Consider the following 19,741-nt stretch of genomic DNA (forward strand, 5'->3'; position numbering starts at 1 on the left):
TCATTAAACATCTAATAAATTTGTATAACATTTTTCAAAAATCCCCAGAACAAATACAACGCAATCATTTTGAGTGACAAGCGCTTTTTTATAAATTTTTGAACTCAATCTTGATGTGGAATACATTTCCCATTGACATTAACGTTCCAATTTGTCTTCACGAAATACTTCAATACTATTCAAATCCCATTTTTTCCTCCTAAAACCTTGATAAACTTGCTATTGTGACGTGATTGTTTCCCTTTTAAAAACAAATCAAAAAACAGGTTAATTGCCTGCCTTAGTTTTTCATTTTCACTTTTTCTGCCATATTACCCTTTCCACCTTTCTTTTCCTTTTTTCAAGCAACGCCATGTTATTGAATTTTTTATAGGTAAGTATGATTTATAGTCAAAGCTTGTCTATATATATGGTACTCTACACCAAGATAAAATAAGACATTGGGGAAAAATTATTTTCATAATAAGTTTATTTGCTCCCTATAGCTGCTTTCAAGCGCTTGAATTCGTTCTTTTAGTAGTTGAGTCTTAATCAATGATTCTCTGCTCTAGTCGTTGGTTGTTCAACGTTCTCTTTTGCTCATAGCAGATTCTCCTCTTACCACTTACCTGTCATCTACTTGTCCTTAAAATAGTTTTCCGTGCATTATCCACATCAATATAGAAATTACTCCCCCTTCACATGATGTGTGACGAAATAGAAGACATCCACGAAACAACTTTAAAGGCAAAAAAAATCCCCGTGAACACTCACAGGGATTTTTTTTGTGCTTTTTCCAGCAGTCTTAATTTTTAAAGACTCTAAGTCATTCACTTCCAAAAAAAACAATGGCACCATCTTGTTTTTAGAGATCTTCTTTTGTAAACCATTTACTTTGCTAAACCGGATATCTCATCGACCATTTGATCGATTGTATAAGAAGGTGGTGCTTTCTCCATTTTTTCAACCATCGTCCAATGTTGATCACGAAGCTGACGAATGGTTGTGACAAAGCTTTCTTGTGTTAAGTCTTTTTCATCGAGGGTTAAAGCGAACCCTTGCTGGACAAATGATTTTGCATTTAATATTTGATCCCCTCTACTTGATTCTCTTGGGAGCGGGATTAACAACATCGGCTTCTTCAACGCCAAAAACTCAAAAATCGAATTCGAGCCAGCTCTTGAAACAACAAGGTCTGTCATTGCGAGAATATGTGGCAATTCATCTGTAACAAATTCATATTGCACATACCCTTCAGGAGCATCTGGTGACAAGTTTCCTTTACCGCACAAATGAATAACTGAAAAATTTTCTAGCAACTCATCAAGAGAATCACGAACAATTTTGTTAACAGCATTCGCACCAAGACTACCACCCATTATAAGCAGGATAGGCTTGGAAGGTTGTAGACCCGTTAGTTCTTCCCCTTTTACACGTTTTCCTAAAAAAAGGTCTTTACGAATAATCGCTCCTGCACATGTCGATCTATCTGCTGGCATATGTTGAAGTGTTTCTTTAAATGTTGTATAAATCTTCGTTGCGAATGGTACGGCTAGTTTGTTCGCTAAACCAGGTGTTACATCTGATTCATGAATTGCTACAGGTACCTTTGCCATTTTCGCAGCAAACATCACCGGAACAGATACAAACCCGCCTTTAGAAAAAATAACATCCGGATTTTCTTTTTTGATGACTCGAAACGCTTGCATCACACCTGTTAATACACGTAACGGGTCAGTAAAATTTTTCATAGAAAAATATCGACGGAGCTTGCCGCTTGAAATTCCATGGTAAGGTACATTTGGAAATTGTTTTTTTATCATATCTTTCTCGATTCCATTGTGGGAACCAATATAACTTATGGTCCACCCTTCTTCTTTAAACCGAGGGATAAGCGCCACATTGACTGATACGTGACCAGCTGAACCTCCACCTGTAAATAAAATACGTTTTGTCATTTTCTTACTCCAATCGTCAATTGATTACTCCCTATACATTTTGTGAACACACTACCTTATTACCTTAGATAGATTAAGTGCTACTTTTAGTTTTTTATAACCTTAATACAATGAGTTATTATAGTACTTTATATGCTTTTATGGTCAAAAAAGGGATGAAAGTTTTATAGGACTAATCACCCGATCGTTTACCAAAGGTTAATTGTATTAGAAAAGCACTTTAGATCAAACAATAATACGATGTTTACGTACAACGTGTCATGGGTATTTCGATGCAAGAGTAATGGATTAGGGCTATGAGGATACAGGCAACTGAGGAACATATTACGCTTATTGTACACCTGACACGAGAATAATGAGCTATCTTCCATATATCCCCTCCATATAACCGGTTAAAACTAGAACCACCTAGTCATTTTTATGATATAATGTTACTATTTTAATCATTGATTATTATATCTAGTATTTTATAGAGAGCAGGGATAAATATGGATCAAACTCATTCGATCCAAGGTAAAGTAAAGCAATTTTCATTTGTATTGGTCCCTATTCTTATTACACAGCTCGGGCTCTTTGCCATGAATTTTTTTGATACGTTAATGTCAGGACAATTTTCAACGACTGACCTAGCGGGTGTTGCAATTGGGTCTTCTTTATGGGTCCCTATTTTTACAGGTTTAGCTGGGATATTATTATCAATTACACCAATCGTAGCACAGCTGGTTGGTGCAAAAAAAGAAAAAGACGTTCCTTTCACCGTCATTCAAGGGGTATACGTCGCTATTCTTATGGCGTTATCCATTGTCCTTATTGGTTTTTTCGTCCTCGATCCAATATTAAATGCGATGAGTATTCAAGATGAAGTAAGACGTATAGCCAAATCTTACTTAGTGGCACTTTCTTTTGGAATCGTTCCACTTTTCGTCTACAACGTTTTACGTTCATTTATTGATGCATTAGGATTAACGAGAATCTCGATGATCATCACGTTAATGTCATTACCGCTTAACGTTCTTTTTAATTACATGCTGATTTTCGGAAAATTTGGCTTCCCAGCATTAGGTGGTGTTGGTGCAGGTGTTGCGTCTGCTATAACATACTGGCTAATTGCGATCATATCTATTTTCGTTGTTCATAAAAATAGACCATTTAAACATTTTCATATTTTTAGTCGCGTCTATGGTGTAGCTTTTTCAAAATGGAAGGAAATCTTGGTAATCGGTATTCCAATTGGATTTTCTATCTTTTTTGAAACGAGTATTTTCTCAGCTGTTACATTACTTATGAGTAATTATTCTACTTCAATCATCGCATCACATCAGGCAGCACTTAACTTTGCTTCATTTCTATATATGATCCCCTTAAGTATCGGGATGGCCTTAACGATCGTTGTTGGCTTTGAAGTTGGTGCTAAACGATTTCGAGATGCAAAGCAATACAGTTGGATGGGAGTGGGGGTGGGGGTCATCACATCTTCCATCTTAGGTATCATCTTGTTCTTTTTCAGAGAACCTGTTGCATCTATCTATGTGAAAGATCCAGAAGTGATTGATCTTACTGTTCAATTCTTATTTTTCGCTGTATTATTTCAACTTTCTGACGCCATTCAAGCTCCCGTTCAAGGTGCATTGCGCGGCTATAAAGATGTAAATATTACGTTAATTATGACTCTCGTTTCTTATTGGGTCATAGGGTTACCTAGCGGTTGGCTACTTGCGAACTTTACAAGTCTTGAGTATTTTGGCTACTGGATTGGATTAATTACAGGTTTAACTGCTGGTGCAATCACGTTGTCCATTCGACTTTTCCTTATCCAAAAAAAGCAATTCAAACAGCTACACTAAACAGAGATCTCCTTAACCTAGCTTTCTAGTTAAGGAGATCTTTTTCTGACCGTTCAGACTGCCGGTAAATCTTTCCTAAAACATCCTTCCCCCCAGTGATCGGAATGATCGCTCCTGTAATAAAATCTGATCCTGGATCACAAAGAAACGCTATCGTTCGAGCAATATCCTCGCCCGTTCCTGGGCGTCCGATTGGCGTTTCATGATCCGTTTCGCCGATGGCCTCGGTAATACGTTTTTCTTTCCAATCACCTCGAATATCACCTGGACAAACCATGTTAACCGTGACTCCGTTTCCCGCTTCTTCCATCGATAAGGTTTTCGTTAAAGATGCCACTCCACTTTTCGCTGCCGCAAACGCAGAACGATACATCCAGCCAGGAGTGGTATCTATCCGGTCGAACCCATATGTGATAATACGCCCCCACTGCTGATCACGCATCATTGGTAAAACAAACTTTGTTAAATAAAACACCGCACTCAAATTACCGTTTATCATGTAATCCCATTCTTCTATCGAATAATCTGTCATCGATTTTCGTTCGTTTATGTATGGTCCAGCGTTGTGAATAAGGATGTCAACAGACTGTATGCCCCTTTCCTTTATGATATCAACTAAACGTTGACAATCAGTTACACGTGAGACATCTGCTTGAATCGCAAGGACAACGTTTTGATTCGTTTGTTTAAGCTCTTGAACAAGCTTAGACGCTGCTTTTTCGTCACTTCGATAATTGATTACGATATTAACATCCTGACTGGCAAATGTCTCAGCCACTTTTCGTCCGATGCCTTTGACTCCCCCAGTAATCAGAACCGTTTTCTTCACTCATATCCTCTCCAATTAGATCGTCGTCCTTTAAGTATGAACGATTTTCAGCCAATTGCAACTGTCAACAACGCTTGTAACACATCGAAGCTAGTCAATCATTCCTGCACCTTTGAATGTCATCGTATTTTTAAACAAATTTTTTTTCCTACAACTGGATCGATGTTGAATGTCTTATCAAAAAGCGAAGTCAATTATTTTTTTAAACGTTGAACCACTTGATAGGTATCGATGATTCGTTCAAATACATCTTGTCCACGTATAGAACATAAGCCCACAAATAAAGCATCAATAATTGCAAGTTGTGCAATACGTGCTGTCATGGTGCCGATACGTAGATTATGTTCTTCTTCAGACATTGTTAAAACCAGATCCGCAAGTCTGCGAGCAGGTGATGAACCATTTTGAGTAAGCAAAATACAGCAAACGCCACGTTCTTTTGCGATCGTTAACATGTTGACAACTTCTTTTGTTTTCCCAGAGGTTGATACAACAAAAACAACATCTTTTTTTGTTGCATTCGCCGTCATTACCATTTGCAAATGACTATCATCTGATCTAAAGACATTCACGTTAATTCTAAGTAATTTTTGCGCAAAATCACGCACAACGATAGCCGACCCTCCCACCCCATATACAAAGACACGCTCTGCTTTGTGAAGTTTCTCAATTGATTCAGACAAGGTTTTTACCGAAATCATTTTTTCTGTATTTCGGAGGGCTTGAATCGTATTGAACATGACTTTTTTCATAATGAGTTTCGGATCGTCTTCTAATTGGAACGGAGAATCAACTATTTCTGACGTTCCCTCTCCATTTGCGTGAAGCTCTTTTGCAAGTTCTAACTTCATTACCTTAAAACTTTGGATACCGATTCGTTTACAAAAACGCATGATCGCCGCTTCACTACTTTGACAAGCAGCAGCAAGCTCTTTTGTAGTCATTTCCATTACTCGTGCAGGGTTTTCCAATACATAGATTGCAACCATTTTCTCGGCACGTGTACAGTGCTCTATGTTTCGCTCTATTTGCTTTAGAACTGAAAAAACAGACATCTTTTCCTCCTATGTGAACGTGTACAGTCATGTTGCAGTACCTTTAATTATATAAAGGTAAAAGGTATTTCTCCACCGCTACGTCTAAATTAAAGTCTTTTTAGTGAGAAACGCTGTCCCGCACCGATGAATTCAAGTAATGGCAGATCCTCTTTCACGACTTGCCCCACAACATTCACTGCTTCATTCGCTTTTAGTGGTGTTTTGATTAGTTGAAGTTCACCTTGATAACGACCGTATAATTCATTATCAACCGTGATCGCACCTTTTGTACGAGCAATCTGGTTCCTTGCAGCGATTGGTTCTACAAGCTTTTGTGCAAATGGCCGCGCTGCTTCTGAACGAATGACATCACGCGCAGGATCAAAGCGATTCCAGTGATCTAAATGAAGCAAACTACTCATTTGACTTTCATCCACTAATAATTCATAACGTATTAAAATAGTGTTATTTTGATAGTATTTAAATTGATCAACAGATGGCCGACTAAGAGAAGGATCGCCAATGAGAATGCCATCGACAGGATGATCTTTTACAAGAGAAAGGTACGAAGCAAGAGGTGACGTGGAGCGGTGATCTTCCAACGTTGGCAATCCTTTATATAAAGGTCCTCTTAATCGACCATCTCCTGGTATAAATGCAACTGTCTTTAATCCATTGTCTTTAAACCAACGATTTTGTTTATCAAACCACTCAGCATCCAACCCTGTTTCGGGACGCGGATAATAATTGTGCCACACTTCTGCATGGTCTTTTACGAGTCCTAACGCAAAAAGATCCTCCATCCATTCAGGTGTTATAATGCTGGCATTTAGCGCAACGGGCATGTATTGTGATGTATTCGCAATCACCGCTGACTCAATACCGTAATCCATCCGAATGCCACTAACTCCCCAATCGAGCAACGTGCGCGATTCCTCCCATTGTAATCCAAGTGATGCCATTGAATGGGTAGACATATCTACATAAAGCTCCATGTTACGTGCCTGAACTTGAGAGCCAAGTGTTTGAAGTGCTTTTATATATATTGAAGCGTTATCCTCAGGGATGTGTAAAGAAGTAAAAATAGTCATTCCACCCAATTCTGCAATGACATCAAGATAGGATTCTTGTTCATGCTCTTCTTGTTGTCCTAAAAATACAGATGCACCGATCATGCGGTTACCTCCTTTTAATGAATACTAAAAGGGCAAGAGTCGCCTCTTCCCCCTTCCATATTAGTTGTCTAAATTATCGGCCATTGATTCTTTAAATCCAAATAAATACGTAAAGATAAAGCCAAATGTATACGCCACAACAAGTCCTAGGAAATAAAGTAAGAACTTACCATCGTCAATTAATGGGATTAGTGAGAGACCCGATACCCCGATTCCACGTGCAGCTGTATCCATTACCGCTTGGAAGGCTCCACCGGCAGCAGCACCCATACAGGCGGTTACGAATGGACGACCAAGCGGTAACGTTACACCGTATAATAATGGTTCTCCTATTCCTAAGAAACCTACAGGAAGCGCTCCTTTAATTGTTGTACGCAAACGAGTGTTTTTTGTTTTCACAAAGATGGCAATGGCAGCACCAACTTGACCTGCTCCACCCATTGCAAGAATTGTTAAAATTGGTGTAATTCCAATTGAATTGATGAATTCCATATGTATAGGCGTTAAACCATGATGCAGTCCAACCATAACAAGCGGCAAGAAAAATCCCGCAAGTATAGCCCCAGAAAATGCGCCACCTATATCTAAAACAAAATTGATTACTTCCATAATACCTATTGACAGCCATCCGCCAACTGGTTGAATAATGAATAACGTGGCAAAACCTACGATTAAAACCGTGGCAAGAGGAGTTAAAATAATATCAAGTGAATTCGGTACAAATTTACGGGTTGAACGTTCTATTACTACCATAAACCACGCAGCTAAAATGACGGCGATTAAGCCACCTCGTCCAGCAACAAGCTGTTCTCCAAATAGCGTAATCGTTTCAATTGCTGGATTAATAATAATGATACCCGCGATCGCACCAAGTGCTGGTGTCCCACCAAATTCTTTCGCTGTGTTCCAACCAACAAGTATACCTAAATAACTGAAAATCCCTCCACCAAGGAATAGTAAAATCGCCATCCATGTTTCTTCCTTATCAACCCCCGCGTTAACAGCAAAGTTGGCACCACCATTGATAATACCTGATGCCACAAGCGCTGGAATAAGAGGAATAAATATATTACCAATTCTTCTTAATCCATTTTTAATAGGAGTGCTGTTTTTCTTTTTCAAAGCGGTTTGTCGATCTTTTGCCATCAAGCTTGGATCAGCCGAAACTTCTCCTATGCGAAGCCCTGTTTCTTTGCTAATTTCATCTGAAACTTTGTTAACCGTTCCAGGTCCTACAACAATTTGTAGCGTATCATCTTCCACTACCCCCATAACGCCTGGGACTTTCTTAAGTCCTTTAAGATCAACAAGAGATTCGTCCTTCATATTCAGTCGAATTCTCGTCATACAGTGGTTAAGCTGAATGATATTATCTTTTCCCCCGACTTTCTCCATAATCGAATGAGCTAGATGTTGTTCCTTCTTCATCCGAGTCCCCCCTTACCCCTTATTTACTTGATTGCTTGTCGAACAAACCCTTCAGCAGAATCTAATCGCTTGCTGGCTTCTTCATAGCTCACCTCCGTTAAAATCATCACGATCGCTACTTTAACATTTTGATTTGCTTGATTGTAATATGAAGCTGCTGTTTCTGCGTCTACACCTGTTGCTTGGACGATCATGTTTTTTGCTCGATGCTGAAGCTTTACATTCGTTGCTCTCACATCAACCATTAAATTTCGATACACTTTACCAAGACCGATCATGACTGAAGTTGAAATCATGTTTAGTGCAAGCTTTTGTGCTGTGCCTGCTTTTAAACGAGTGGAACCTGTTAATACTTCATGACCCGTATTCATTTCAATCGGGTGCTCAGCAGCTTTACTAATAATGGCATCTGTATTACATGAAAGACTCGCTGTTAGTGAACCTTGTGCCCTTGCATACTCTAGGGCCGTTCGAACATAAGGTGTTCTTCCACTAGCAGCAATCCCAATGACCACATCTTTTTCTGAAAGGGAGATAGCAGCTAAATCATCTGCTGCCAGTGTTTCTGAATCTTCAGCGCCCTCAATTGCTTCAAGCAGTGCTTTTTCACCACCAGCAATAATACCAACAACTAAGGTTGGATCGACACCAAACGTTGGTGGACATTCAGCTGCATCTAGTACACCTAAACGGCCACTTGTACCCGCTCCAATGTAAATAATTCTCCCACCGACTTTAACACGTTCGATCGTTTGGGTGATAAGTACATCAAGCTGAGGAATAACTTCCTTAACAGCTTCCGACACCGACCGATCTTCTTCATTCATCGTTTGTAAAATTTTGCGAATGCTCATGGAATCTAAGCCTTCCGTTCTTGAATTTCGTTGCTCCGTTGACAAATTATCTAATTTCATATTATCACCTGCTAGTATTCTATTTATCTAATAGTATGCGCTTACAGAAATAAGAAATCAATATTACCTTGATAAAAAATGAAAGTAAATTTCATATCAATTTGGATACTATAAGTGCTATTTTCAATAAATAAACAAGCCGAATCCCGAAAGATGCAGCTTGTTTATCACCCATTATCGCAACCAACTTGAGGTCCTCGTGGATAACAAGAAAGCCATGTACGTGTTTGACCATGGCTTAATTCATTTGACTCTCTGTTTCTATCAAATTGATTTTTGGGCTCGAACTGTAATAAGTATGAGCGGTCCCGTTTTTCAATAAAGCAAATATTGTTTTCGGATATCGATAAACGCTTGTAAGTCTATTTGCCAGTTGTCAGCTAGCTCATTGATGGGAGCCCCTTTGGAGAGCTCCTTGCGGATCCAACCGTTGCCTACTAATTGGTCGAAGAAAGATACGCCTTCGCTGTTTTCAGCGAGGAATTCAAAATCGTCTGGGTACATATCATGAATGGTTTTTACGATAGACAACCCAACTATAAACGGGTCGAAGTCATTGTGGTTGGTAATGTGAATTTGTATGCCACCACTTAGTATTCCACTGTGTTTAGAGAAGGTTGGCGTAAAATACGCAGCACGGAACTGAACGCCAGGGAGGTGTAGTCCATTTAACTCTTCCGCTAGCTCCGTTCCATTAATAAATGGCGCTCCGATGAGTTCAAACGGTTTAGTCGTGCCCCTTCCTTCAGAGACGTTTGTCCCCTCGATCAAGGCAGCTCCTGGGTAGACGAGTGCCGTGTCCAATGTCGGCATATTGGGAGATGGAAGGACCCAAGTGAGCGGTATGTCATCATAGTACATAGAGCGCTCCCATCCGTTCATTTTAATGACTTTCAGGTCGGCACCAATAGCATACTCTTCGTTAAACAACAAGGCTAGCTCACCGACGGTCATGCCATGACGCACTGGGATCGGATACATACCGACGAATGAACTGTACGCGGGATCAAGTACTGGGCCTTGTACTTTTGTACCTCCAAGGGGATTGGGACGATCCAGCACGATAAACGATATGTTATTTTCTACAGACGCTTCCATAGCGTAGGCCATCGTGTAAATGTAAGTGTAAAAACGAGTACCAACATCCTGAATGTCGAATAGAAGGACATCAATACCCTTCAGCATTTCCGGAGTCGGTTTTCTCGTTTTACCGTATAAACTGTAAACGGGAAGTCCCGTTATTTCGTCGATGTAGTACTCCACATACTCGCCGGCTTGTGCATCCCCACGTACGCCATGTTCCGGACCGTACAGAGCGACGAGGTTGACGTTAGGGTGGTTGTACAAAACATCTACGATACTTTCTAGGTTTTGGTCAACGCCGGTAGGGTTGGTAATGACCCCGACATTTTTACCTTTTAATTGATCTAGATCATCTTTTAGCAACAATTCAACGCCGAGCTTGAATTTTTCTTGGGGGTGATTTTGTTGCTTGCCTGAGTCATCTTGGCTTGCAAGGATAGGAGACAGCGATAAAAACAAGAGCACGACTGATAAGGTGATAATGTACCTTTTTTTCACGTTACATCTCTCCTTAGAGATTTAATCATTTCTCTGAATCCAGTGATCACTTCTCCACTCTAGCTTTATTTCTTCACCGTTGGGTAAAGATAGCCGAAGGTTGTTTACATACCATCCCCTCCCGTTTGCGGATGGGTCCGTTTGATACCGAAAGCGTATAAACGAAGTGTCTTGCGGTACTTTAAACGATTTCTCAACCCATGATCCGCTACTTCCTGTCATCGTTTCGCCAATTTCGCTCCACTCCATGCCGTCAGTTGATATTTCTACCACGCCGTAATCATTGGCATACTCTATTCGATACCATGTATTGAAGGAGAATACAGCATCTTGTTCCAGCTCTACTGAGGCGATCAATTCATTATTCAAGTTGTCTCCGTAGCCTGAAAACCACGATGTCTCTCTATTAAATCTGAATACGGGAATCGAATCGGCCGTCGAGCGACCAGGCGTTTTCGTCATGTACATCGCCCCATACGAGACCTCTCTCTGTCCACGGCTGGTATTCCGTTGCGGCGACAGATTGTCGCAACGACGCAGGAGGGTTGTACATTGTATGGTTCATCCCAAGCGGTCCGGTTATCGTTTCTTCGACAAATACATCCAGTCGTTTTCCGGAAAGGCGTTCAACGAGGGCTCCAAGTGTGATCAAATTTAAGTCACTGTAGGTGTAAGTCGTTCCAGGTTCATTGTCGAGAGGATAGTCAAATACGAGCTGCATACGCTGTTCACGGTTCTCACCCATTTGATACAAAGGGATCCAAGCCGTGAATCCAGACGTGTGAGTCATGAGCTGGCGAATGGTCACTTCCGATTTGTCGTTTTGCGCAAATTCAGGAATATGTTTAGCGACAGGGTCGTCTAATCCAAACTTTCCTTGTTCGTATAATTTTAGTGCTGCCGTGGTCGTAAACAACTTGCTGATCGACGCAAGATCGAAAATCGTATCTTCTTGCACCCGCAACGGGTTGTCCATTTCCGTGAAACGGTCATCTTGATATTTTGCGGCATAACCGTAAGCTTCGTATTTGACGATGGTTCCCTTTCTGGCAATGAGCACAACTGCTCCCGGTATGATACGTTCTGCTATCGCTTGTGTTATTTTTGCGTCGATGTCAGCCAATGGCTGTGGATTCATCCCAACACTTCTCGGACTTCCGGGGTGTAAAACAGGGGTAGACGGTCCTGGCTCTCCCCAGTAAAACTGGGGGTGTGGTTGGCTTTCGCTACTAATTGACACGTGTGGATATCCTCCATTTAAAAACAAGAGTGATAGTGAAAGACATAGGATAATAAAACCTCGCATGAAAAAACTCTTCAATGTTTTTCCCACCTAATGCATTCCGTGTTCTTCCGGAACGTGAACAGTCGGATTGCGGTTAATAACTCAAACCGTGACCGTATTCATACAGTCCCTGAATAGTGACGGGCAGTTTACCCTTAGGATTCACTTCGCCGGTTAAAACGTTTGCCAATGAGTGGATAGAAATATCTTGATCGCCATAGGTTGTTACATAAGCGTCGATTTCTGGGAATACCGCAATGTCATACGGATTCCGTACAGCAGTGACAATGATCGGCTTTCCCGTTTCCCTCAGTGAATGAACTAGTTTTTGCTGGTCGGAGTTCGTATTGGCTGTATATGTCGTTACAATGACAGCGTCGGCGTCTTTTGCTCGGGAGGCAGCAATGTTAATTTGCTCAGTCGTTGGACTAAGGTCTGTCGCGTAACTGTCTGCTTTCACAGTTTTTTCATTTAAGAGATCTGCTAGTAAGTCGGTCCGTCCAGAACTCGGACCGGTTACTAGTAAGCTGGCATTCTTTTCAAACGGCAGTATATGATTGTCGTTTTTGACCAACGTAATACTGTCGTTCGTCATTTCGTTCGCTTGACGAAGATGCTCTTCGTTTCCGATAAGGCTGATGTTGTCCGGATCGGTGTAAGGGTTTTGGAACAGACCCTTTTCCATTTTTATTTCCAATATTCGAGATACCGATTGGTCGACTCTATTTTCACTAATTTCACCGTTGCGCACCGCTTCTAGCATAGCATTGTACGCCAAATCGACGTCAGGTGGATTTAACAGGACGTCAGCTCCTGCTTTAAACGTTTCAACCGCTACCCGCTCAGGAGGGAAGACATTTGCTCCAGCCATATCAAGGCTGTCCGTGACAATAAGACCGGAAAAACCCAACTCCCCACGTAGAAGGTCAGTCAGTATCACTCGGGAGAAAGTGGCGGGTAAGTCCGAATCATCGAGTGCAGGAACGACAATGTGTCCAGGCATGATTGCGTCGACACCAGCATCAATAGCTGCTTTAAAAGGTTTTAATTCTACCTCGTGCAATCTTTCTAGATCTTGTTCAATAATGGGCAGTCCGTAGTGTGAATCGACATCAGTATCCCCGTGTCCGGGAAAGTGTTTCACTGTTGTAATAACGTTTTCAGATTGATAGCCCTCCATTTGATTAATACCCTTGTCTGACACTAAGTTGGGATCTTCTCCAAATGAACGGACACCAATGACCGGATTTTTGGGGTTGACGTTGACATCAATCACCGGTGCGAAATTCGTATTGATTCCTAAACTTTTTAGTTCCATCCCCATGATTTTCGCGGAATTTTTCGCGTATTCCTGCGATCGAGTAGCACCTAACGCCATGTTACCTGGGAACACAGTGGCTGGTTCCGTCACTCTCGCCACAATCCCACCTTCCTGGTCAGTTGAAATGAGCAACGGAATGGGTATACGTTTATTCATCGCGATTTCTTGTATACCGTTTGAGAGTTCATTGACTAGAGTAGCGTCAAGGGGGGAACTGATGTTATCTGTCCAATTAAAATAAATGACACCTCCGATGTGGTATTTTTCTATCATTTCTTCAAAGTTCTTTACTCCCCTGTTTGAGTTTAAATTGGTCTCTTCATAGTCTGGGTCTGTCGGGGTTTTGCCGTATACGTGGACGATAAAAAGTTGACCTATCTTTTCTTCTAGGGTCATATGTTGAATGTAACTCTTAACGTCGCCATCTTTCCAGCCTGTCTCTATCGAGTTACCCCCACGAGCACTATCGTATATGGAGAAGATTAGAACAACTACTAAGATTAGTGAGACCATCGATATCCAGTTATGTTGTTTCAAAAAAGGACCCTCCTCAAGTTTTCGTTTCCTCTTTGACACCAATAAGTTGCCAATGAATTAAAGGTTAGTTCACAAGTCGAATTGATACCTCATCAAACACAGTTTGCTTTCAACTTTTCTCAAGATTAATCCATACCTTTGAATGAAATGAACGAGCTGAATTCTTTTACCGATTGAAGGAAAGAAGGAACGAACGCGTTGAATGGATTGAGGAGACGAAATAGCCCATTTAGACTTCCCATTTTAAAAATTTGTTTCCTATTACAACACTTAACAAAAGAAAACCAGAGAGAACCGATAAATTCACAATACTGTCTTGTGTGAACAACTCCCCTTTCTATCGCATAATAAATTCTGTGATAAGTCATGATTTATTGAAAAATCTTTACCACTCGAAAATGAATACACCCGCTATAATCCTTAAAAAAGGCATTGGAATAAAAAAGAACAAGATGTCTACATAAAAAAACTAGCAAAGATCATCGCTTGCATTAATCTTATTCTTCAAATTAATATAAATATCCGTCATTTTCTATACTAAGAGATAAAACAATAGTGACCATCTACACGTAGCAAAAATTTTTTATCTTATAACGAATACTGAATATTTTATTGGATCTTCAAACCCTAATCTTTCAGCCAATTTTATCGATGCAAAATTATTAACATCACAATCCCATTTGGGTTTCAAATTTCTTTCAATACAATGTTCAATGAATATTTCTGCATCATTTCCAGCTAAGCCTATTCCCCTAAACTTATTTTGAGTTGCAATATCAATTTCAGCAAATTGTGGTGACTTAAATATAGATGTACACTCACCCACAACAGTATCATTATGTAGCAAACAATAACCAAAACCATTCTCAATAAAATTTGATACTGAACCCCAATATTCATTATAATAAGATTCATTAAATTCCGGACTTTCAGTAATTATTTTTTCATTTATTCTACTTACTATAAATTCTTTAGAGAGTTTTGCTTTGTTTATTGTTGAGTATGTATCCTCATTAAAAATAAAAGAATATCTATCCATTTGCCTAAACTCTTTTTCAAACAACTTATTTATAACTTGATCCCATCCTTCCTATCAAGATCACGGTTTAAAGTTTAGAAGATCATTAAAATAACTCGCTTTAATTGACTATTTATGAAATTCGCATACGCATAAATTACCACCATAAACTATAACGTATAATATCTGAAAAATTCCTTACTTAAAGGAGGGCGATTCATGGATAGACAGCCTAACGGGACAGGGGAAGTTACAAATGTTCCTCAACCTATTAGAGAAGAAGATGGTGCCGGTGCGACAGATCTCGGTCCTCGTGACATCATGCGCGATCTTGAAAACCCTGATATGTTCGTACCACCTGTTACTGATTCTGGAAGGATTCCTAACTTGAAATTTTCCTTTTCTGACACGAATATGCAGTTATATAAGGGCGGGTGGGCACGTGAAGTAACGATTAGAGAGCTGCCGATTGCAACCACCCTAGCTGCCGTAAACATGCGCTTGACCCCAGGAGGAGTTAGAGAAATGCACTGGCATAAACAGGCAGAGTGGGCATACATGCTTCTTGGCAAGGCTCGTATCACAGCTGTGGATCAAAACGGACGAAACTTTATTTCCGATGTTAGTGAAGGAGAGCTTTGGTACTTCCCCCCTGGCATTCCGCACTCGATTCAAGGTTTAGAAGAAGGCTGCGAATTCTTGCTCGTATTTGATGACGGAAGCTTTTCGGAAAGTGATACGTTATCTATCTCTGATTGGTTTGCACACACACCGAAGGACATACTAACAGCCAATTTTGGTGTACCAAAACACGCATTCTCCCACATTCCTACTAAACAAAAGTACATATTTCAATCGAATATCCCTAACGCTTTAGGAAACGAGAAGGTCAAGAGCCCCTATGGTACAGTTCCGAAAAGTTTTACACATAACTTACTAGGTCAAAAACCAATAAAGACATCAGGAGGAACGGTGCGAATTGTTGACTCAACAATCTTTCCCGTTTCAACAACAATCGCAGCTGCTCTAGTCGAGGTCGTACCTGGAGGAATACGCGAAATGCATTGGCACCCGAACACAGATGAGTGGCAGTATTATCTTACAGGAAAAGCTCGCATGACAGTGTTCGCAGGTCAGGGTACAGCTCGCACCTTTAATTATAGAGCTGGCGATGTCGGTTACGTACCTTTTGCTTTTGGTCATTACATCCAAAATATAGGGAATGAGAGCTTGTGGTTCCTAGAAATGTTTAAAAGCAGACGCTTCGAGGATATTTCTCTCAACCAATGGATGGCGCTCACACCCCCTAGTTTAGTAGAAGAAAACTTAGATGTAGGACCGGAATTGATAAATGCCTTACGTAAGGAGAAGTGGCCAGTCGTCAAATACGAGTAAAATCACTAAACACAATTAACATACTTCAAGACTGATATCGGGTATTTCGCAGGACGTTTTCCAAACCATCTAAATTTCATTTGAGCTAACCAACCAAATATTTGTAAGAACTTTTTATCGACCTGTAACACTGGAAAATTCTCTGGTAAATCTTTAGCATCTATACTTGAAAATCCATTTTTTTCATAAAATCGATGAGCAGCTAAAAATTGTGGTGTTGTTCCGAGATACACCGCTTTAATTGACTTTTCTCTTGCCCATTCAATGGCATTGGTTAATAAAAGACTTGCCGTTTTATATTTTGCTCCTCGGTATTCTTTATCTACAAACATCTTTCTTAATGCAACTTGATTATTCCCTATGTCTAAAAAACTAATTGTACCAACTATTTTCCCGTCATAAAGAGAGAGCGATCCAAAAATAGTCTGATAAAAATCCTCTATAGTAAACAAGTCGGGCTGATCATCCTTGTTTATCTGAATGTTGTATTCTTGTTGCTGAATATGAAGAATTGGGGAACGATTACACCCGTTAGCTTAATAAGACTTTATGTAATTTTCTTTTTAAAAGAAGTGAGAGATAAATCTTCTGTTACTCTTATTTCTTCTTTCTTTGAAAATCCACTTTTTTTATACAGTGACACTACAGGTGTATTTTTGGAACCAGTTGATACGATAATTGTTTCAATACCTTTTTCACATTTTTCGATAAAATCTAATAACATCTTAGCAATTCCTTTTCTAAAATGCTTTGGATGTACCATTAATCGATGTATGTCCAGAACACCATTTGCTATTTTTATAGAAATGACTCCGCTTAACTCTTCTTTTAAGTAATAACCATAAAAAGTTTCTCCACATCGTTGCAAGGTGTCAACTGTATCTTTTAAAGGTGGGATTTCGTAAAAGTTAATTAATTCTGCCTCTATCATATATGAAGGGATTTGAATGTTTAAAACTTCTTCAGCAAATTTAGGATTAGTTATATCAATTTTTTCAATCAAAGCTATCCACCCTCTCTAATTAGATTATGTTTATTATTCTTATTGCTTACCTGCCCCGTTATCATACCTGTAGAGCGTTAAATTTCTACTTTGACAAAAAACAAAGCTCTTCAGTATGATGAGTGTACAAAAAAACCAAATAGATATTTCTCACGCATGCCCACTTATTCGCAGGATTTCATCATATTTGCTAAGAAATTCTATTAACTTTTTATTTACATCCTCCGACTCTTTTCCAAGCCATATTAAATGCCCCCACGAATCCAGCAAACAAATTTTTGAACTTGGGATATGTTGATGGGCATAATGGACATGTTCCAAAGGTACAGCTCCATCGTGTTTACTATGCATCAATAAAGTTGGGCAAGAAATTGCCTGCAAATCTTCTGAAGAAAGCTCTTTAGTTTGTAGTAAATCAATTAAAAAACCGTGTCCTGATCGCTGGCGGTTGTTCATTTTTCTAATCTCATCAACATCCTCTTCCTTCATCTTACTCATCACTTGATCGTACGAAAGCTGACTAAATGAAGGAACCATTTGTTTAAAAATATAGTGAGGAAAACGATTATTTATGATCGAAACGAGTTTCCATGTGATTTTTTCAAAAAAAGGCCTGAATAAAATTTGTGCAGCCTTGTATTCTTTATCTTTAGGAGTTAGCCATTCTTTTGTAACCGCACTTTGCAACGTTAGTGTTTGGACCCTTTCTGGGTAATGAGAAGCAAAATAAATTCCGCTTGGTCCTCCTGCTGAAACAGAAAGAAGGTGAACTTTTTCAATTTTTAAATGGTTTAATAGTTTCAAATAGTATTCACAAGCTTTAGATAAATTTCCCCCAATTTCTTTGGAGGTCCTTCCATAACCTGCTCTTGAAGGGGTAATTATAGAGAAGCCACTCTGAACTAATTTGTCATATCCAAATTCCTCATAACAATTCGAATGCCCACCACTCATAACAAATATTGGCATTTCACTATCCCCTATAATTGAATACTCGAGTGTTTTTCCGTCAACTGTATATGTTTCAATTTTTCTTTTCATTGATACCACCAACCTCGTCAGTATAAATAGGTTTCATACTTCTTTAACCTCTTGCTCTGAATATTTTTTCTCTTTATCAAAGTGTTTTAGTTTCTTAACCTGGTAGAGTGCTTATTCACCTAATCTCTCATTTTTAAAATAGTTATCCAAAATTTTCACTCTTCTTGGGTTACTCTAAGCTTACTAAAAACTCCTTTTTAAATTAGTTTTCCTCTTTTTTAGTTTTTATCCAAATATAGGATGAATCTGTTTTAACAGCTAAATAATAACAGTTATTAGGATAAGTGATACTACGAATATTTAAAATGTTCAATAAATTAAAGTCAGAAATCTGTTGATTATTTAGTTATGATTGTCCATGACAATCCTGCACCAATCATGTCGTTACCCTTCCCCTTCAAGAGTTGTTCTTACATATTCAAGTTGTGTAGGATGCAGACATTACAATTATTCCATTAAAGCCCTCGCCTTTAACGGAATAAAGACTTAAATCCATTCACTCCTATGCTCAGCAATGAATTTAATATCATTTTGATAATGTTCAAGATGTCCTTCATCTATCATCTTTTGAAAAGCAAGGTCACCTACACTCGCTTTTCTTTTAATTGTTTTACATAACCCTTGTAATCGTAGCAATACCATTTCTAAATAATCTTCTTCAAATCCTTCACCGTAAGAATCAAAAAACACTTTAGCTCTACGTTTAATACGGTTAGCATGCTGGAATGAATTATAATAAATTTTTTTACCTGTTTCAGTAAGATAAAATCTACTTAATGGTACACAAGTATAAAGAGTATAAGCTATGTCCCAAAGTCGTGGACCAGGTCCAGCTACATCAAAATCAATAATACCTATTGGTCTTTCATTCTGAAAAATAATGTTGTATATTGCAAAGTCATTATGGCATAGTACCTCCACTTGTTGTGGGGTATTATCTAAGGATTGCCAACTATCATCAAATGAAAAGTCGCTTACAGATTCATGATAATGACGGAGCATTTTCGCTATTTCTATTAAGACATCTTCAGACCACATATATCGTTTTAAAGGATAATTACCAGCTTCTCCTTCGATAAATGATAGTATCTCTCTTCCTTTTTCATCGATACCTTGGTATTTAGGTGCATAATCGTACCCTTTGTTTTCAAGGTGTTTCAACAGTGCATGAATTCTTTTGCTATTTGACTTTAATTCTCGTCTAACTGTATTACCTGAACGATAAACTTTTGAGACGTTTCCACCAGCTAACAATTCCTCATTTGAACTATTAGACATATAATACACCTCCTTGTCTTGTTCCATTAAACTGCCCTTTAGCTGTATAAGCTCCTATATATACAATACCATAAAAAGTAAAATTATCCTTATCTTATTTAAAAACAACAACCTTATG

13 protein-coding genes and 3 pseudogenes are annotated in these 19,741 nt (G+C 39.2%); 2 read left to right on the forward strand and 14 right to left on the reverse strand.

The window, feature by feature from the left end:
• Positions 1–869: 869 nt before the first annotated feature.
• Positions 870–1,937 (reverse strand): undecaprenyldiphospho-muramoylpentapeptide beta-N-acetylglucosaminyltransferase, encoded by a 1,068-nt coding sequence (murG, locus tag AB1471_RS08315; RefSeq protein WP_367779289.1) that lies wholly within the window; start codon positions 1,935–1,937, stop codon positions 870–872.
• Positions 1,938–2,425: 488 nt separating this feature from the next.
• Between murG and AB1471_RS08320 the strand changes: the two genes are divergently transcribed.
• The gene (locus AB1471_RS08320) at positions 2,426–3,781 is read left to right on the forward strand and encodes an MATE family efflux transporter (RefSeq protein WP_367779290.1); all 1,356 of its coding nucleotides are present in this window, start codon (positions 2,426–2,428) and stop codon (positions 3,779–3,781) included.
• Positions 3,782–3,806: 25 nt separating this feature from the next.
• On the opposite strand, the gene AB1471_RS08325 is transcribed toward AB1471_RS08320, so the two are convergent.
• The 9 genes and pseudogenes from AB1471_RS08325 to AB1471_RS08365 form a co-directional block, all read right to left on the reverse strand.
• Complete coding sequence (locus AB1471_RS08325; RefSeq protein WP_367779291.1) at positions 3,807–4,610, reverse strand: SDR family oxidoreductase; 804 nt, start codon at positions 4,608–4,610, stop codon at positions 3,807–3,809.
• Positions 4,611–4,804: 194 nt separating this feature from the next.
• Complete coding sequence (locus tag AB1471_RS08330) at positions 4,805–5,665, reverse strand: MurR/RpiR family transcriptional regulator (protein ID WP_367779292.1); 861 nt, start codon at positions 5,663–5,665, stop codon at positions 4,805–4,807.
• A gap of 89 nt (positions 5,666–5,754) precedes the next feature.
• Positions 5,755–6,822, reverse strand: a complete 1,068-nt coding sequence (locus tag AB1471_RS08335; protein ID WP_367779293.1) for a MupG family TIM beta-alpha barrel fold protein — start codon at positions 6,820–6,822, stop codon at positions 5,755–5,757.
• A gap of 60 nt (positions 6,823–6,882) precedes the next feature.
• A complete protein-coding gene (locus AB1471_RS08340) occupies positions 6,883–8,250 on the reverse strand; it encodes a PTS transporter subunit EIIC (RefSeq protein ID WP_367779294.1) in 1,368 nt (455 codons plus the stop codon).
• 23 nt (positions 8,251–8,273) lie between these two features.
• The gene (murQ, locus tag AB1471_RS08345) at positions 8,274–9,164 is read right to left on the reverse strand and encodes an N-acetylmuramic acid 6-phosphate etherase (RefSeq protein ID WP_367779295.1); all 891 of its coding nucleotides are present in this window, start codon (positions 9,162–9,164) and stop codon (positions 8,274–8,276) included.
• A gap of 315 nt (positions 9,165–9,479) precedes the next feature.
• Positions 9,480–10,745, reverse strand: a complete 1,266-nt coding sequence (locus AB1471_RS08350) for an exo-beta-N-acetylmuramidase NamZ family protein (protein WP_367779296.1) — start codon at positions 10,743–10,745, stop codon at positions 9,480–9,482.
• Between the two features lie 21 nt (positions 10,746–10,766).
• Positions 10,767–12,051, reverse strand: a pseudogene (locus tag AB1471_RS08355) (serine hydrolase domain-containing protein).
• 73 nt (positions 12,052–12,124) lie between these two features.
• Complete coding sequence (locus AB1471_RS08360) at positions 12,125–13,927, reverse strand: glycoside hydrolase family 3 protein (RefSeq protein ID WP_367779355.1); 1,803 nt, start codon at positions 13,925–13,927, stop codon at positions 12,125–12,127.
• A gap of 544 nt (positions 13,928–14,471) precedes the next feature.
• Positions 14,472–14,963: pseudogene (locus AB1471_RS08365) on the reverse strand (GNAT family N-acetyltransferase); the annotation flags it as partial.
• 162 nt (positions 14,964–15,125) lie between these two features.
• On the opposite strand from AB1471_RS08365, the gene AB1471_RS08370 reads away from it, so the two are divergent.
• Positions 15,126–16,301 (forward strand): oxalate decarboxylase family bicupin, encoded by a 1,176-nt coding sequence (locus AB1471_RS08370; RefSeq protein WP_367779297.1) that lies wholly within the window; start codon positions 15,126–15,128, stop codon positions 16,299–16,301.
• Positions 16,302–16,386: 85 nt separating this feature from the next.
• Here the strand turns inward: AB1471_RS08370 and AB1471_RS08375 are convergent.
• From AB1471_RS08375 to AB1471_RS08390, 4 genes and pseudogenes are all read right to left on the reverse strand, one after another.
• Positions 16,387–16,813 (reverse strand): annotated as a pseudogene (locus AB1471_RS08375) (GNAT family N-acetyltransferase); the annotation flags it as partial.
• 35 nt (positions 16,814–16,848) lie between these two features.
• Positions 16,849–17,304 (reverse strand): GNAT family N-acetyltransferase, encoded by a 456-nt coding sequence (locus tag AB1471_RS08380; protein WP_367779298.1) that lies wholly within the window; start codon positions 17,302–17,304, stop codon positions 16,849–16,851.
• Positions 17,305–17,454: 150 nt separating this feature from the next.
• Complete coding sequence (locus AB1471_RS08385; RefSeq protein ID WP_367779299.1) at positions 17,455–18,345, reverse strand: alpha/beta fold hydrolase; 891 nt, start codon at positions 18,343–18,345, stop codon at positions 17,455–17,457.
• A 486-nt stretch (positions 18,346–18,831) separates the two neighbouring features.
• On the reverse strand, positions 18,832–19,623 hold the full coding sequence (locus AB1471_RS08390) for a phosphotransferase enzyme family protein (protein WP_367779300.1): 792 nt from the start codon (positions 19,621–19,623) through the stop codon (positions 18,832–18,834).
• Positions 19,624–19,741: the final 118 nt, after the last annotated feature.

The sequence above is a fragment of the Jeotgalibacillus marinus genome (genome assembly GCF_040801915.1).
Classification (GTDB): Bacteria; Bacillota; Bacilli; order Bacillales; family Jeotgalibacillaceae; genus Jeotgalibacillus; species Jeotgalibacillus marinus.

Excerpts from the sequence above, each read along its gene's own strand:
- murG (WP_367779289.1), bottom strand. The coding sequence starts at position 1,937 with ATGACAAAACGTATTTTATTTACAGGTGGAGGTTCAGCTGGTCACGTA.
- AB1471_RS08320 (WP_367779290.1), top strand. The coding sequence starts at position 2,426 with ATGGATCAAACTCATTCGATCCAAGGTAAAGTAAAGCAATTTTCATTT.
- AB1471_RS08330 (WP_367779292.1), bottom strand. The coding sequence starts at position 5,665 with ATGTCTGTTTTTTCAGTTCTAAAGCAAATAGAGCGAAACATAGAGCAC.
- AB1471_RS08335 (WP_367779293.1), bottom strand. The coding sequence starts at position 6,822 with ATGATCGGTGCATCTGTATTTTTAGGACAACAAGAAGAGCATGAACAA.
- AB1471_RS08340 (WP_367779294.1), bottom strand. The coding sequence starts at position 8,250 with ATGAAGAAGGAACAACATCTAGCTCATTCGATTATGGAGAAAGTCGGG.
- murQ (WP_367779295.1), bottom strand. The coding sequence starts at position 9,164 with ATGAAATTAGATAATTTGTCAACGGAGCAACGAAATTCAAGAACGGAA.
- AB1471_RS08370 (WP_367779297.1), top strand. The coding sequence starts at position 15,126 with ATGGATAGACAGCCTAACGGGACAGGGGAAGTTACAAATGTTCCTCAA.
- AB1471_RS08385 (WP_367779299.1), bottom strand. The coding sequence starts at position 18,345 with ATGAAAAGAAAAATTGAAACATATACAGTTGACGGAAAAACACTCGAG.
- AB1471_RS08390 (WP_367779300.1), bottom strand. The coding sequence starts at position 19,623 with ATGTCTAATAGTTCAAATGAGGAATTGTTAGCTGGTGGAAACGTCTCA.